Origin of the sequence: Pseudofrankia sp. DC12 (genome assembly GCF_000966285.1) — a bacterium.
Taxonomy (GTDB): Bacteria; Actinomycetota; Actinomycetes; order Frankiales; family Frankiaceae; genus Pseudofrankia.
This window is the reverse complement of record NZ_KQ031391.1, coordinates 3,055,232-3,069,342: the sequence shown is the minus strand read 5'-3', so window position 1 is coordinate 3,069,342 and position 14,111 is coordinate 3,055,232. Positions and strand designations below refer to the sequence as shown.

General features: G+C 71.7%; 9 protein-coding genes and 1 tRNA gene. 6 read left to right on the top strand and 4 right to left on the bottom strand.

Annotation, left to right across the window (positions count from 1 at the left end; translation table 11 throughout):
• Positions 1-59 precede the first annotated feature (59 nt).
• The 3 genes from dnaJ to clpB all read left to right on the top strand — a co-directional run bounded on the left by dnaJ (position 60) and on the right by clpB (position 5,576).
• Entirely contained in the window at positions 60-1,235 is a 1,176-nt protein-coding gene (gene dnaJ / locus FRADC12_RS12180; protein WP_045876730.1) for a molecular chaperone DnaJ, read from the top strand.
• 207 nt (positions 1,236-1,442) lie between these two features.
• Positions 1,443-2,033: a heat shock protein transcriptional repressor HspR gene (locus tag FRADC12_RS12175; RefSeq protein ID WP_045876729.1), complete on the top strand. Its 591-nt coding sequence runs from the start codon at positions 1,443-1,445 to the stop codon at positions 2,031-2,033.
• Positions 2,034-2,948: 915 nt separating this feature from the next.
• Entirely contained in the window at positions 2,949-5,576 is a 2,628-nt protein-coding gene (gene clpB, locus FRADC12_RS12165) for an ATP-dependent chaperone ClpB (protein ID WP_045876727.1), read from the top strand.
• A 20-nt stretch (positions 5,577-5,596) separates the two neighbouring features.
• On the opposite strand, the gene dcd is transcribed toward clpB, so the two are convergent.
• Positions 5,597-6,193 carry a dCTP deaminase gene (gene dcd, locus FRADC12_RS12160; RefSeq protein WP_045876726.1) on the bottom strand — a complete coding sequence of 199 codons (597 nt, stop codon included), beginning with the start codon at positions 6,191-6,193 and terminating at the stop codon, positions 5,597-5,599.
• Positions 6,194-6,583: 390 nt separating this feature from the next.
• Here dcd and FRADC12_RS12155 point away from each other — a divergent pair, with 390 nt between their 5' ends.
• Together FRADC12_RS12155 and FRADC12_RS12150 are read left to right on the top strand one after the other, a co-directional pair.
• The gene (locus tag FRADC12_RS12155) at positions 6,584-7,402 is read left to right on the top strand and encodes a beta-phosphoglucomutase family hydrolase (RefSeq protein ID WP_232303748.1); all 819 of its coding nucleotides are present in this window, start codon (positions 6,584-6,586) and stop codon (positions 7,400-7,402) included.
• A complete protein-coding gene (locus FRADC12_RS12150) occupies positions 7,399-9,768 on the top strand; it encodes a glycoside hydrolase family 65 protein (protein WP_045879480.1) in 2,370 nt (789 codons plus the stop codon). The genes FRADC12_RS12155 and FRADC12_RS12150 overlap by 4 nt, the downstream gene beginning before the upstream one ends.
• A 285-nt stretch (positions 9,769-10,053) precedes the next feature.
• Here the strand turns inward: FRADC12_RS12150 and FRADC12_RS12145 are convergent.
• Positions 10,054-10,127, bottom strand: a tRNA-Gly gene (locus tag FRADC12_RS12145).
• A 54-nt stretch (positions 10,128-10,181) separates the two neighbouring features.
• Positions 10,182-10,415 carry an MmcQ/YjbR family DNA-binding protein gene (locus tag FRADC12_RS12140; RefSeq protein ID WP_232304151.1) on the bottom strand — a complete coding sequence of 78 codons (234 nt, stop codon included), beginning with the start codon at positions 10,413-10,415 and terminating at the stop codon, positions 10,182-10,184.
• 643 nt (positions 10,416-11,058) lie between these two features.
• Between FRADC12_RS12140 and FRADC12_RS12135 the strand changes: the two genes are divergently transcribed.
• On the top strand, positions 11,059-11,631 hold the full coding sequence (locus FRADC12_RS12135; protein ID WP_084010615.1) for a DinB family protein: 573 nt from the start codon (positions 11,059-11,061) through the stop codon (positions 11,629-11,631).
• A gap of 293 nt (positions 11,632-11,924) precedes the next feature.
• On the opposite strand, the gene FRADC12_RS12130 is transcribed toward FRADC12_RS12135, so the two are convergent.
• Complete coding sequence (locus FRADC12_RS12130; RefSeq protein WP_052710869.1) at positions 11,925-13,985, bottom strand: ABC transporter ATP-binding protein; 2,061 nt, start codon at positions 13,983-13,985, stop codon at positions 11,925-11,927.
• Positions 13,986-14,111: the final 126 nt, after the last annotated feature.

The window sequence follows — 14,111 nt, the reverse complement described above, 5'->3', positions numbered from 1 at the left end:
GCGTGGATTAGGCGCCCCGGTGGGCTTGGCGAGGAAATCATGAAGAGAGGAGGGGCGCCGTGAGTGTTCGCGACATGGTCGAGAAGGACTACTACGCCGCTCTCGGCGTTCCCAAGGACGCGCCGGCTGCGGACATCAAGAAGGCATACCGCAAGCTGGCCCGCGAGCTGCACCCGGACAAGAACCCGGGTGACACCAAGGCCGAGGCGCGCTTCAAGGAGATCTCCGAGGCCTACGACGTCCTCTCCGACGAGCGCAGGCGACGTGAGTACGACGAGGCCAGGGCCCTGTTCCAGTCCGGCCGCTTCTCCGGCGGCCCGGGCGGCTTCCCCGGCAACAGCGGCGGGTACGGCAGCGGCTACGCCGGGACCGGCGCGGGCGGCGGGTTCGCCGGCGCCTCCGGCGGCATCAACATGGACGACCTGCTCGGCGGGTTCAGCGACCTCTTCCAGCGGCAGTCGCCCGGTCGCGGCCCGAAGCGGGGCGTGGACATCGAGGCCGAGGTGACGATCTCGTTCGAGAAGTCACTGACCGGTCTGGAGGCGGCCGTCCGGATTCCCGGCGCCGCGACCTGCACCACCTGTAACGGGCTCGGCTCCCGGCCTGGCACGATGCCGCGCACCTGCCCCGTCTGCCGCGGGCTCGGCGTGATCTCCCGCTCGCAGGGCGGGTTCGCGCTGTCCGAGCCGTGCCGTGAGTGCCTGGGCAAGGGCCAGCTCATCGACCACCCGTGCCCGGACTGCCACGGCAGTGGCCGTCGCGAGCGGGAGCAGCGCATCCGCATCCCCGCCGGGGTCGCCGACGGGCAGCGCCTGAAGGTCCGCGGCCGGGGCACCCCCGGCGAGCGCGGCGGCAGCCCCGGTGACCTCGAGGTCACCGTGCATGTCCAGCCGCACCCGGTCTTCGGCCGGGAGGGGCCGAACCTGACCATCGCGCTGCCGATCACCTTCAGCGAGGCGACTCTCGGCGCGTCGGTCCGGGTGCCGACCCTGGACGGCGCGCCGCTGACCGTCAAGGTGCCGCCGGGTACTTCCAGCGGCAAACGGCTGCGGGCCAAGGGCCGGGGCGTCCCGAAGACGGGCGGGGGCAGCGGCGACCTGATCGTCACCGTCGAGGTCGCGGTCCCCAAGCCCACCGACCTGTCGCCGAAGGCGAGGACGGCGCTGCAGGAGTTCGCGCTGGCGCATCCGGGTGACCCCCGCGAGGCCCTGATGGCACAGCTCGGGCAGCAGTAGGGCGTACGCGGGCGGTTGGCCCGCCCGGGCTGGCGCCCCGGGCGCCGCGCCCAGCATCCAGACCAACAGCTCGCCGGTAAGGGCGTCCATCTGACCCGGAAGTCGCGGCCAGCGGCCTAGGTCCGCAGCAACCTGAGAAAGACGCAGTCCTGCGGGGGAGGCACTTCGATCGGCTCCCCGAGCCGGAGCGGAAGTGAGGCAGGTCAGATGAACAACCCACGCGCGAACCGGACCTCTGACCCACCGACGGACAAGGCGGCGGGCCCGCTCGGCCCCGACGCCCGGCACGACGAGGCCCGAGGCGCCGCTGGGCGCCGCGCCGGCCCGGGTGACCCTGGCGGTCCCCGCGCTGCCGGCCGACCCTCGTACCCGCTGCCCGGGCGGGGCGGCCCGGCGCACGACGACGACGCGCCCGTCTACGTCATCTCGATCGCCGCCGAGCTCGCCGGCATGCATCCGCAGACGCTGCGCTCCTACGACCGGCTCGGCCTGGTCACTCCCGGCCGGACGGCCGGTCGCGGCCGGCGCTACTCGGCGCGTGATGTGGCGCTGCTGCGGGAGGTTCAACGGCTCTCCCAGGAGGAGGGCGTCAATCTCGAGGGCATCCGCCAGATCCTCCAGCTCGGCGCCCAGGTACTGGCGCTGCAGGCCGAGGTGCTCCGGCTGCACGAGGAGCTGGCCACGGCCAGGGCCGAGGCGGACCGCCGGGTGGCCGAGGCCCACGCCAGCCATCGCCGCGACCTCGTCCCGGTCGACCGCGGCGCCATCGTCGTCTGGCGCCCAGGCCCCCGCCGCTGACTTTCCCGGTCCGCTGACCGCGGGCGTCCCAGCCGAAGCCCAGCGGTCAGCCCAGATCCGGCGAGTCTGACGGAGTCCACAGGCTGCTTGGCCGTCCGCCAAGCCCTGACTGACACCCAGGGTTCAGAAGATCGCGGGGAGCTTTTCAGCAGGTGAGCCGCCATGGCGGAGACGAGTGCGTCGTCAGGCTGAAGGGGGTCGCCGTCGACCGAGGTTCTGGTGACGACGACGTCTGCCTCGACATCGCCCGCGAGCCTGGTCACGGTGTCCGTGAGGATGGGCCGCTGCATGCCGGGATCGCTGGGATCGGTCACCATGATCTTGGCGGTGAGGCGGTATGCGGCCCCGGCGGGCTTCGTCGTCGGCACGAGGCTGGACCCGACGACCTGGGCCTGCGTCGTCTGGGAGGTGATGCGCACCGCCCACTGGAGCATGCAGGTCCCATAGCGTGGGCTCGCCAGCAGGTCGCGGATTGCCGCCGCCTGACCGGCCTTCAGCACCTGAGCGCTCGACTCGACGAACTCGGCGCCGGGCTGGTTGGGGAAGACGCCGCCCTGCGCGCCCTGGAGCGCCTTCTCGGACGCCACCGATGAGCCACCCAGGCATTGCTGCGACTCGTCGCCCCCGCCCGTGACGGTCGACGAGTCGCTCCGGCGCCCGCCAGGGCCGGTGCTCACGTCGGGACGGTTGCCCTGGCTCTCGTCGGCACGCTGTCCGGCTCATGGTCGGCGTGCGGTAGGTGGGGAACATTCTGCGGTAGGAACTCCGGGGACCGTCGCTAGGTTGAGTGACAGCGACTCAGGTATGCTTAGCGCAAGCTACGCTGGACGGGCCTGATCTGGACGAGTCAGGTCAGGACGAGTCAGGCGCCTCAAACGGCGTAGCCACCGACGACGATGACCAGTGGGGAACCGCATGAACCCTGACCGGCTGACCGCCCGCTCCCAGGAGGCGCTGGCCTCCGCCATCTCAAGGGCGACTGGCGGCGGATCACCCCTCGTCGACCCGCTCCACCTGCTGACCGCGCTCCTCGCGCAGCCGGAGGGCATCGCGACCGCGCTGCTGACCGCCGCCGGGACCTCGGTCGACGCGATCCGCCAGCGGGCCGAGAACGCCGTCGGCCGGCTGCCGCACGCGGCCGGCACGAGCGTCTCGCCCCCGCAGCTGTCCCGTCAGCTGGTCACCGTGCTCGAGGGCGCCGAGCGCGAGGCTGGCCGGCTGGGCGACGAGTACACCTCGGTCGAGCACCTGGTCATCGCGCTGGCCGAGGAGGGCGGCGAGGCCGGCCGGACGCTGACCGCCGGCGGCGCCACGGCCGACCGGCTGCGCGCCGCGATCGAGACGGTCCGTGGTGGTGCCCGCCGGGTGACCAGCCGTGACCCGGAGGGCTCCTACCGCGCGCTGGAGAAGTACTCGCTGGACCTGACCGAGCGCGCCCGCGCCGGCAAGCTGGACCCGGTCGTCGGCCGCGACGCCGAGGTCCGCCGAGTCATCCAGGTCCTGTCGCGGCGGACGAAGAACAACCCGGTGCTGATCGGCGAGCCGGGCGTCGGCAAGACCGCGATCGTCGAGGGGCTGGCCCAGCGGGTCGTCGCCGGCGACGTGCCCGAGTCGCTGCGCGGCCGGCGGATCGTCTCGCTCGACCTGGGCTCGATGGTGGCCGGCTCGAAGCTGCGCGGCGAGTTCGAGGAGCGGCTGACCTCGGTGCTCAACGAGATCCGTGAGGCCGAGGGCCAGATCATCACCTTCATTGACGAGCTGCACACCGTCGTCGGCGCGGGCGCGGCCGAGGGCGCGATGGACGCCGGCAACATGCTCAAGCCCATGCTGGCCCGCGGCGAGCTGCGGATGATCGGCGCGACCACGCTCGACGAGTACCGCAAGCACATCGAGAAGGACCCGGCGCTGGAGCGTCGCTTCCAGCCGGTCATGGTCGGCGAGCCGTCGGTGGAGGACACCATCGGCATCCTGCGTGGCCTCAAGGAGCGTTACGAGGTCCATCACGGTGTGCGGATCACCGACGCCGCGCTCGTTGCCGCAGCGGCCCTGTCGGACCGGTACGTCACCGCGCGGTTCCTGCCGGACAAGGCGATCGACCTGGTCGACGAGGCCGCCTCGCGGCTGCGGATGGAGCTCGACAGCCGGCCGGTCGCGATCGACGAGCTGGAGCGGGCCGTGCGCCGCCTCGAGATCGAGGAGATGGCGCTGTCGAAGGAGAACGACGAGGCGTCCAAGGCCCGCCTGGACCGGCTGCGCCGCGAGCTCGCGGACAAGCGCGAGGAGCTGGGCGGGCTCACCGCCCGCTGGCAGCGCGAGAAGGACGCGATCGGCGAGGTGCAGCGGCTCAACGAGGAGCTGGACCAGGCCCGGCGGATGACCGAGATCGCCGAGCGCGACCTGGACCTGGCCCGCGCGGCCGAGCTGCGCCACGGCACCATCCCGGCGCTGGAGAAGCGACTGGCCGAGGCCGCCGCCGCGCTCGGCGCCAAGGGCGGCGGCGCGGCCGAGCCGATGCTGAACGAGGAGGTCGGCCCGGACGACGTCGCCGAGGTCGTCGCCACCTGGACCGGCATCCCCGCCGGCCGGCTGCTGGAGGGCGAGACCGCCAAGCTGCTGCGGATGGAGGACGAGCTGCATGCCCGGGTGATCGGGCAGGACGAGGCCGTCCGGGCCGTCTCGGACGCGGTGCGCCGCGCCAGGGCCGGCATCGCCGACCCCGACCGGCCGACCGGCTCGTTCCTGTTCCTCGGCCCGACCGGTGTCGGCAAGACCGAGCTCGCGAAGGCGCTGGCCGACTTCCTCTTCGACGACGAGCGCGCGATGGTGCGCATCGACATGTCGGAGTACGGCGAGAAGCACTCGGTGGCCCGGCTGATCGGCGCCCCGCCTGGCTACGTCGGCTTCGAGTCCGGCGGCCAGCTCACCGAGGCGGTCCGGCGCCGGCCGTACAGCGTGATCCTGCTCGACGAGGTCGAGAAGGCGCACCCGGACGTGTTCGACGTGCTGCTGCAGGTGCTGGACGACGGCCGGCTGACCGACGGGCAGGGCCGGACGGTCGACTTCCGCAACACCATCCTGATCATGACGTCGAACCTCGGCTCGCAGTACATCGCGGACCCGACCCTGTCGGTCGAGACGCAGGCGAGCATGGTCCAGGCCGCGATGCGGGAGGCGTTCAAGCCGGAGTTCATCAACCGGCTGGACGGCTACGTGATCTTCACGCCGCTCGACATGGACAACCTGACGAAGATCGTCGACCTCCAGCTCGGCCGGCTGCGCCGCCGCCTGGCCGACCGGCGGATCACGCTGACGGTCACCGACGCGGCCAAGAACTGGCTCGCGGACAAGGGCAACGACCCCATCTACGGTGCCCGCCCGCTGCGCCGGCTGGTGCAGACCGCCGTCGGCGACCAGCTGGCCCGCGAGCTGCTCGGCGGCCAGGTGCACGACGGCGACGAGGTGGCCGTCGACGTCAACGCCGACGAGACCGGGCTCGCTGTCGGCCCGGCCGCCGCGGCGAACCTGGAGAAGAAGACGCTCTAGGAGCGGGTCCCGCGGCCAGGTCAGGTCTGGCCGGCTACCGGGGGCACCGCGGCGCGGGTGAAGTCGCGGTAGGCGCGGGACGGGGTGGGCCCGCGCTGGCCCTGGTAGCGGGAGCCGTAGATCGCGGTGCCGTAGGGGTGTTCGGCCGGCGATGACAGCCGGAACAGGCAGAGCTGGCCGATCTTCATGCCTGGCCAGAGCTTGATCGGCAGCGTGGCGACGTTGGAGAGCTCCAGCGTCACGTGGCCGGAGAAGCCCGGGTCGATGAAGCCCGCGGTCGAGTGGGTGAGCAGGCCGAGCCGGCCCAGGCTGGACTTGCCCTCCAGCCGGCCGGCCAGGTCGTCCGGGAGCGTGATGACCTCGAGGGTGGAGCCGAGTACGAACTCACCCGGGTGCAGCACGAACGGCTCGTCGCCCTCGGGCGCGACCAGCTCGGTGAGGTCCTCCTGCTCGACCGCCGGGTCGATGTGGCTGTACCGGTGGTTCTGGAAGACCCGGAAGGCACGGTCCAGCCGAAGGTCCACGCTGCTCGGCTGGATCAGGCCTGGGTCGTAAGGATCGAGGCACACCCGGCCGGCGGTGATCTCGGCCCGGATGTCCCGGTCGGACAGCAACACGCCCTGCAACCTACTGGACCGTCTGGCAACGGGGCAGGGAGCGGGTGGTCTTCGCCGATCTGGGCGCCGCCGTCCGGATCCGCCCCGGCCGCGGTCGCGATCTGTGACCTCAACCGCTCGCGGCCGGCCACGATTCGCGACAGCGGCGGAGTCGATCGAGCGGGCGTGGGTAGGACGACCGACATGGATGTCCCGTTCGCGCACCTGGGTCGGACGGCGCCTGGCGCCCGTCCGCCGGCACGACGGCGCCTCCGCCGCTCCGCGTCCAGGGCTCACGGCGCTGCCGTCGCGCCGGTGCGGTGCCGCCGGCCCGGGCCGCTCTCCTGGCTGCGGCGGACGTCCTCGGGCGGGACGAGAGAAAGCGGAGCCGTGGCCACACTCGGATTGCCCGTGCACATCGATGCGGTGCTCTTCGACCTCGACGGGGTGCTGACCAGCACCGCCGAGGTCCACGCCCGGGCCTGGAAGGAGATGTTCGACGACTTCCTGGACAGCTGGGCCCGCCGGTCCGGTGACCCCGAGGAGCCGTTCGACATCGAACGGGACTACGAGCAGTACGTCGACGGCAAGCCGCGTCTTGACGGGGTCCGTTCGTTCCTCGCGTCCCGGGACATCCACCTGCCTGAAGGCGCGGCCGACGACCCGCCGTCCGGGCTTACCGTCAACGCCCTGGGGACTCGCAAGAACATCCTGGTCATGGACAAGATCGCCAAGGATGGCGTCCAGCCGTACCCGGGGACGATGCGTTACCTGCACGCCTGCGTCGCGGCCGGGAAGCATCCCGCGCTGGTGTCCTCGAGCGCCAACGCGGCCGCCGTGGCCGAGGCCGCCGGGTTCGCCGGCCTGCTGGAGGCCCGCGTCGACGGCGTCACGATCGACGAGCGCGGCCTGGCGGGGAAACCCGCGCCGGACACGTTCCTCGCGGCTGCCCGGGACCTCGGCGTCCCGCCCGAGCGGGCCGCGGTGTTCGAGGACGCGGAGGCCGGCGTCGCGGCCGGGCGGGCCGGCAGGTTCGGCTACGTCGTCGGGGTCGACCGCGTCGGGCGCGGGCATGCGGAAGCGCTGCGCGCGCACGGCGCGGACATCGTCGTGGGCGACCTCGCCGATCTCCTCACCGGTGATCCGGCGTCGGGTGGCGATCCGGCGTCGGGCAGCTCGGTGGCGGGCACCGGACGGTGTTCGGGCGGGACCTCAGGACGCGGCCAGTGACCAAGAACGTGACCTACACGGTCGATCCGTGGGGCCTGCGCGAGATCGGGTTCGACGCGGAAGATCCGGCCCGATCTGAATCTTTGTTCGCTCTTTCCAACGGCCATATCGGTCTACGCGGCAACCTCGACGAAGGCGAGCCACACGGCCTGCCCGGTACATATCTGAACTCGGTGCACGAGCTACGCCCGCTTCCCTACGCGGAGGCGGGCTACGGCTATCCGGAGGCCGGCCAGACCGTCATCAACGTGACCAACGGCAAGCTGATCCGGCTGATGGTCGACGACGAGCCACTCGACGTCCGCTACGGCGAGCTGCGGTCACACCGGCGTTCCCTCGACTTCCGGGACGGGGTGCTGGTACGCCAGACCGACTGGGAATCACCGGCCGGTCAGGTCGTGCGGGTGACGTCCAGGCGCCTGGTCTCGTTCTCCCAGCGTGCCGTCGCCGCGATCTGCTACGAGGTCGAGTCGCTGACCGACGCGCCCCGGGTGGTCGTCCAGTCGGAGCTGGTGGCGAACGAGACGCTTCCCGAGCGCACCGGCGATCCGCGGGCCGCGGCCGTGCTCGAGTCCCCGCTGGTGCCGGAGCTCAACTTTGCCCGGGACACCACGGTCGAGCTGGTCCACGTCACGCGGCACAGCCAGATGCGGGTGGCCGCGGCGATGGACCATGTGATCGACGGCCCAGGGTCGATCGGCGTGCTGTCGGAATGCGAGCCGAACTCCGGGCGGGTCACCGTCACCGGCATCCTGAAGCCCAGCCAGAAGCTGCGGATCGTGAAGTTCCTGGCCTACGGCTGGTCACAGCAGCGGTCTCTGCCGGCGATGCGCGACCAGGCCGCCGCCGCCCTCGTCGCGGCCCGGGCGACCGGCTGGGAAGGCCTGCTCGCCGAGCAGCGGGAGTATCTGGACGCCTTCTGGAAACGAGCCGACGTCGAGGTCGACGGCGACGCCGAGGTGCAGCAGGCTGTCCGCTTCGCCCTGTTCCACGTCTTGCAGGCTGGCGCGCGCTCCGAACGCCGCGCGATTCCGGCCAAGGGCCTCACCGGTCCTGGCTATGACGGCCACGCATTCTGGGACACCGAAAGCTACGTGCTGCCGGTTCTCACCTACACCAGTCCCGGCGCGGCCGCCGACGCGCTGCGCTGGCGGCATTCGACCCTGAAACTGGCCCAGGAACGGGCCCAGCTGCTCAACCTGCGCGGCGCCGCGTTCCCCTGGCGGACGATCAGTGGTGAGGAATGCTCCGGTTACTGGCCGGCGGGAACGGCGGCGTTCCACGTCAACGCGGACATCGCCGACGCCGTCGACCGCTATGTCAACGTCACCGAGGATTTCGATTTCGAACGCTCCGTCGGGCTGGAACTGCTCGTCGAGACCGCCCGGCTGTGGCGCTCGCTCGGGCACCACGACCTGGACGGCAAGTTCCGGATCGACGGGGTGACAGGCCCGGACGAGTACTCGGCGATTGCCGACAACAACGTCTACACGAACCTGATGGCCCAGAAGAACCTGCGCGCCGCGGCCGACGCGGCGAGGCGCCACCCGGACCGGGCCAAGGAGTTCGGCGTCGACTCCGAGGAGACGGCGAGCTGGCGGGACGCCGCGGAGGACATGTACATCCCGTTCGACGAGAACCTCGGCGTCCATCCGCAGTCGGACGGCTTCACCGGCCACGAGCTCTGGGACTTCGAACGCACCCGGGCCGAGCAGTACCCGCTTCTGCGGCACTTCCCGTACTTCGACCTCTACCGCAAGCAGGTCGTCAAGCAGGCGGACCTGGTGCTGGCGATGCAGCGCCGCGGCGACGCGTTCACCCCCGAGCAGAAGGTGCGTAACTTCGCCTACTACGAGGGGCTCTGCGTCCGGGACTCGTCGCTGTCAGCGGCGCCACAGGGCGTGATGGCGGCCGAGTGCGGGCATCTCGCGCTGGCGCACGCCTATTTGCGGGAAGCCGCGCTGATGGACCTGCACGACATCGAGCACAACACATCGGACGGCCTGCACATGGCGTCCCTCGCCGGCTCCTGGATCGCGCTGGTGGAGGGCTTCGGCGGGCTGCGTGACCACGGCAGCGTGCTCACCTTCGCGCCGCGGCTGTCCGAGGGCCTGTCCAGGCTGGCGTTCGGCCTGTGCGTACGTGGCCGGCACCTGCGCGTCGAGGTCACTGACTCGGTGGCGACCTACACCGTGCAGGAGGGCGAGGGCATCACCCTCATGCACCACGGCGAACCCTTCCACGTCGATCCCAACCTGCCATTGACGCTCGACATCCCGCCGGCCCCGCGGCACGAGCACCCCCGCCAGCCCGCCGGCCGCGAACCCCGCTTCTTCCACACCCCAACCACCCCCGACGAGGACTGACCGCGCCTGCCAGCCTTTCGGCCTGCGCGCGGTTGGCGAACCCCTCGTACTCCGGTGCCGCACCGGGCCTGTCGGGCGAGAGCTGATCCGAGTTGGCGGGACAGCCATTCCGGCCGGCTCGGCGGGCCATGCCCGGCGACCGCGGCTGTCGGCCCTCCGGCGACCATCAGGTATGACTCGCCGAGCTGCTGCGTGGTCTCGGGCGGCTGTGCCGCAGTCGCGATGACTGGTGCCGCCCGTGGCGTGCTCCCCGGCCTTACGGCCCAGGTCAGGCGCCTTGATCGGTGGAGCGGGTGACGGGAATCGAACCCGCGTTGCAAGCTTGGGAAGCTCGTGTTCTGCCTCTGAACTACACCCGCATGATGCTGCTTGCGCATCCTAGCGGATGCCGGCGCCGGGCGGCTGGATGGTCGTCAGCCGGCTGGGTCGACGAGGCGGGCCAGGGCCTTGGGCGCTACGAGGGTGTAGGAGATGCGGATCCACTCGGCGATCTGGTCCCAGCGGTCCTCGGCCGCGTCGGGGGCGACAGTCAGCGAGACCCAGCTATGGCGGCCCAGTCCGTAGCCGGCGGGCTTGGCGTCCGGCTCGGCGGCGAGCCCGGCAGCGGCCTCGTCATTGAGAAGCTTCACGGCGAGCCGGGTGCCCAGCGGGTTGGCGAAGACGAAGTTCTTGCCGCGGACGCGGAAGGCCGGTTCACCGTCCCAGGTCTTGATGTCGACGCCTACCGCCTCGGGGGAGCGCGCACGCGATCTCCTCGACCCGGCGCATGCTGTCGTGCGTCTCGGCGCTCGTCACGAGGTGAGCGTGCCACGCGTCGATCGAGCTACGAGCAGGGCCTTCGGACAGCCTCGGCCGGCACCGGCACCGGCACCGGCACCGGCGTCGGCGACGGCCGTGCGGCAGGCGTCGGCACCAGGCCCGTTGGAAACGGGCCTCGCTATGCATGCAAATTGGTTGCGGAGTAACTACCCGGGCCGCCACGACGGATGAGACCCGCGGCCAGCGGCCGGCCTAGGCAATGGTGGCCACGGCAATTGGTGGCCACTGCCCCAACAAGGCCCGCGGCGAAGAGCGCGCGGCTGCCGGATGCGTCGCAGGAGGAATCCTCCGTGGACTGGCTAGTGCCGGCCCCGGCGGTGTTGGCCGCGTTCGATCGGCGGCTTCGCCGATCTTGATCGCGGTTTTGACCCTCCCACGGCCGTACTCACGGCTGCTTGGCAACCACGGGAAGGTGCAAATAGCGATCAAGGCGGCGGGCTGACTATGGCGGGGCCGCACTAGGGTGGGGCCGTGACCTCTGACGACGCGATTGTCCCGGATGACAAGGACTGGACCTGGGTCCTCGGCCGTGCGTGCCCGGAGTGCGGGTTCAATGCCGCGACGTTCCCGGCCGTCGGCGTCTCCGGGCACGTCCTGCGGGTCGCGGCCGCGTGGCGCCTGCTGCTCGCCGGCCAGCCCGCGCAGGACCTGCGGCGCCGGCCCGCGCTGGCCCGCTGGTCGCCGCTCGAGTACGGCTGCCACGTCCGCGACGTGCTGCGGCTCTACGACGAGCGCCTCGTGCTGATGCTCACCCAGGACAACCCGCGGTACCCGAACTGGGACCAGGACGTGACGGCCGTCGCCGGCCGGTACGGCGAGCAGGACCCGGCCCAGGTCGCGGAGGACCTCGCGAGCGCGGCCGCGCGGATCGCGACCCGCTTCGCGACGGTGACCGGGCCGCAATGGGAGCGCGCCGGCGAACGGTCCGACGGGGCCCGGTTCACGGTCGACACCTTCTCTCGCTACTTTCTGCATGATCCTGTGCACCATCTTTACGACGTCAACGGCCGGCCTGGCGGTGGCGTCGCCCCGGCCGCGCGCTGAACGGGCCGGTAAAGCGCATTCCTGGCTGGGAACGCGGCCGTCGCGAGTCGGCAGGTCGCCGCGATAGATCGCTCGTGAGCGAGCGATTCACCGAACCGTTCGCTCATCACGAAGGGTTCCGCTGAACCGCGCGCATCGGGGCGGCCAGGAAGGTCGCGGGAGCCGGAAATCCGCCCGAACCTTCCCAATTCGGGCGGATCGGCCGGCGAGGGGGCCGACAAATGCGGCGTGCCAACGGTCTGCGGCTGACCGGCCTGGGGAGAGCGCCAGGGTGCGTTCTCCCCAGGCCGTGGTCAGGTGGCCGTCGTGGCGGCTCCGGCGGGGACGGCCGGGTCCAGGCCGGTGGCCGACAGGCGCCGGTAGAGCGGGCAGGTCTCGACGAGCTCCTCGTGGGTTCCGGTCGCGATCACCCGGCCCTCGTCCATGACGATGATCCGGTCGGCCGCCCGGACCGTGGACATCCGGTGCGCGATGACCAGCAGCGCCCGTTCCGTGGCGATGTCGTGCATCACCTGGGTGAGGGCCCGTTCGTTGACGCTGTCCATCTGGGACGTCGGCTCGTCGAGCAGCAGTACCGACGGCTTCGCCAGCAGCGCCCGGGCGATCGCGACCCGCTGACGCTCGCCGCCGGACAGCAGCACGCCGTGGTCGCCGACTTCCGTCCACACCCCGCGTGGCATCTGGGCGACCAGATCGCCCAGCCGGGCCAGCTCGACCGCGCCATCGACCTCCGCGTCGGAGCTGTCCGGGGCCGCATAGGTGATGTTGTCGCGCAGCGAACCCTGGAGGACCGGAGCGTTCTGCTCGACGAGATTGACCTGGCTGCGGGCGGCTTCCCGTGACAACTCGCGCATGTCGACGCCCTGCAGCAGGATCTCGCCGCGGTCCGGGTCGTAGAACCGCTCGAGCAGTTCCAACGCCGTCGACTTGCCGGCGCCCGACGGCCCGACCAACGCGATGTGGCCGCGGCGCGGCACGGTGAACGAGACATCCCGCAGCACCGGTCGTTCCGGGGTGTAGCCGAACCACACATCGCGGAACTCGACCGAAGGCGCGGCCACCCCGGCGGACGCGGGCTGCGCCGCAGCCCGGTCCGCGCTCCAGGTCGCGGCATCCGGCGGAAGGATCCGCACCAGCTGGCCGCCGACCTCGTCGACCGGACTCGCAGCGACGGCCGGGTCCTCGCCGAAGTGGCTGGGCTCGGCACCGAGGGCGGCCGCTGGGCTGGTGTCCCGTTCACGCGGCAGGTCGAAGACCGCGTCGACGCGGTCCAGCGCACCCAGCCCGCGCTGCATGATCCCGGCCGACTCGATCAGCTGGGACAGCGGGACGACGAGGTACGTCGCGTACAGCAGGAACGCGACCAGCGAACCGAGCGACGTGACGTGATGCGCCACCAGGACACCGCCGACCAGCAGGACGACGAGCACGGAGCCCTGCACGGCCAGCTCCATCGCCGGCGCGATCACGGAGTTCAGCCGGGCCATCCGGATCCCGAGCCGGTAGGCCTCCTGGGTGTGCACGCCGATCCGGTCGGCCTCACGCTGCTCGGCGCGGCTCGCCCGGACGGTGCGGATCGCGGTCAGCGACCGCTCCAGGTCGGCGGTCATCCGCCCGACGCTCGCCTGGCCCTGTTCGGAGGTCGTCCGGACCCGGCGCAGGGCACTGAGCACGAACAGGGCCGCGAAGACCACCGCCCCGACCACCAGCGCGAACAGCCGGGCATCGATGTAGACCATCAGCGCGACGGCGCCTAGAGCCCCGATGAGGCTGGTCAGGAACGTCGCGAAGCTGTAGGCGACCGCTTCCCGGACGACGACCGTGTCGGTGTTCGCCCTGGAGATGAGGTCACCCATCCGGCGCTCGTCGTAGACGCTGATCCGCAGCCGCAACAGGTGGTTGACCAGCCGGGTCCGCAGCCCGAGCAGGATTCCCTGGCCGGTGCGCTCCAGCAGGTAGTGGCCGCCCGTGTCGATCACGGCCTGGCCGACGAACAGGCCCAGCAGGGTGACCAGCAGCCAGCCGGGCACCCCGCCGTGCTGGGCCGCGTCGATCACCCGTTTGACCAGCAGCGGCTGGACGATGGCAAACAGTGTGCCGATCACGGTCAGCGAGATGCCCAGAGCGACCGGCCGTGAGTGGCCGCGCATCAGCCGCCAAAGCCGGGCCACCTGCCACCCGTCGGGGCGTCGCTGCGGCCCCGGCCCCCGGCCCGGGCCTCCCGGTCCCCAACCGGGGCCGTCGCCCAGGCGGCCGGGACCGCCAGGCCCGGGTCCGCGCCCGCCTGGCCCCGGATTGGGACCCATCGCCGGCGGTCTGCCCATGGGCCCGTCCATCGGTCCTGGTCCGTCCATCGGTCCTGGTCCGTCCAACGGTCCCGGGCCGTCGGGCGGCCAGGGGCCGTGCGGCGGCCCACCGGCGGGCGGGCGGGCGCTGCCGGGCGGCCCGGCGGCGTACGGCGATCCGTACGGCTCGGAACC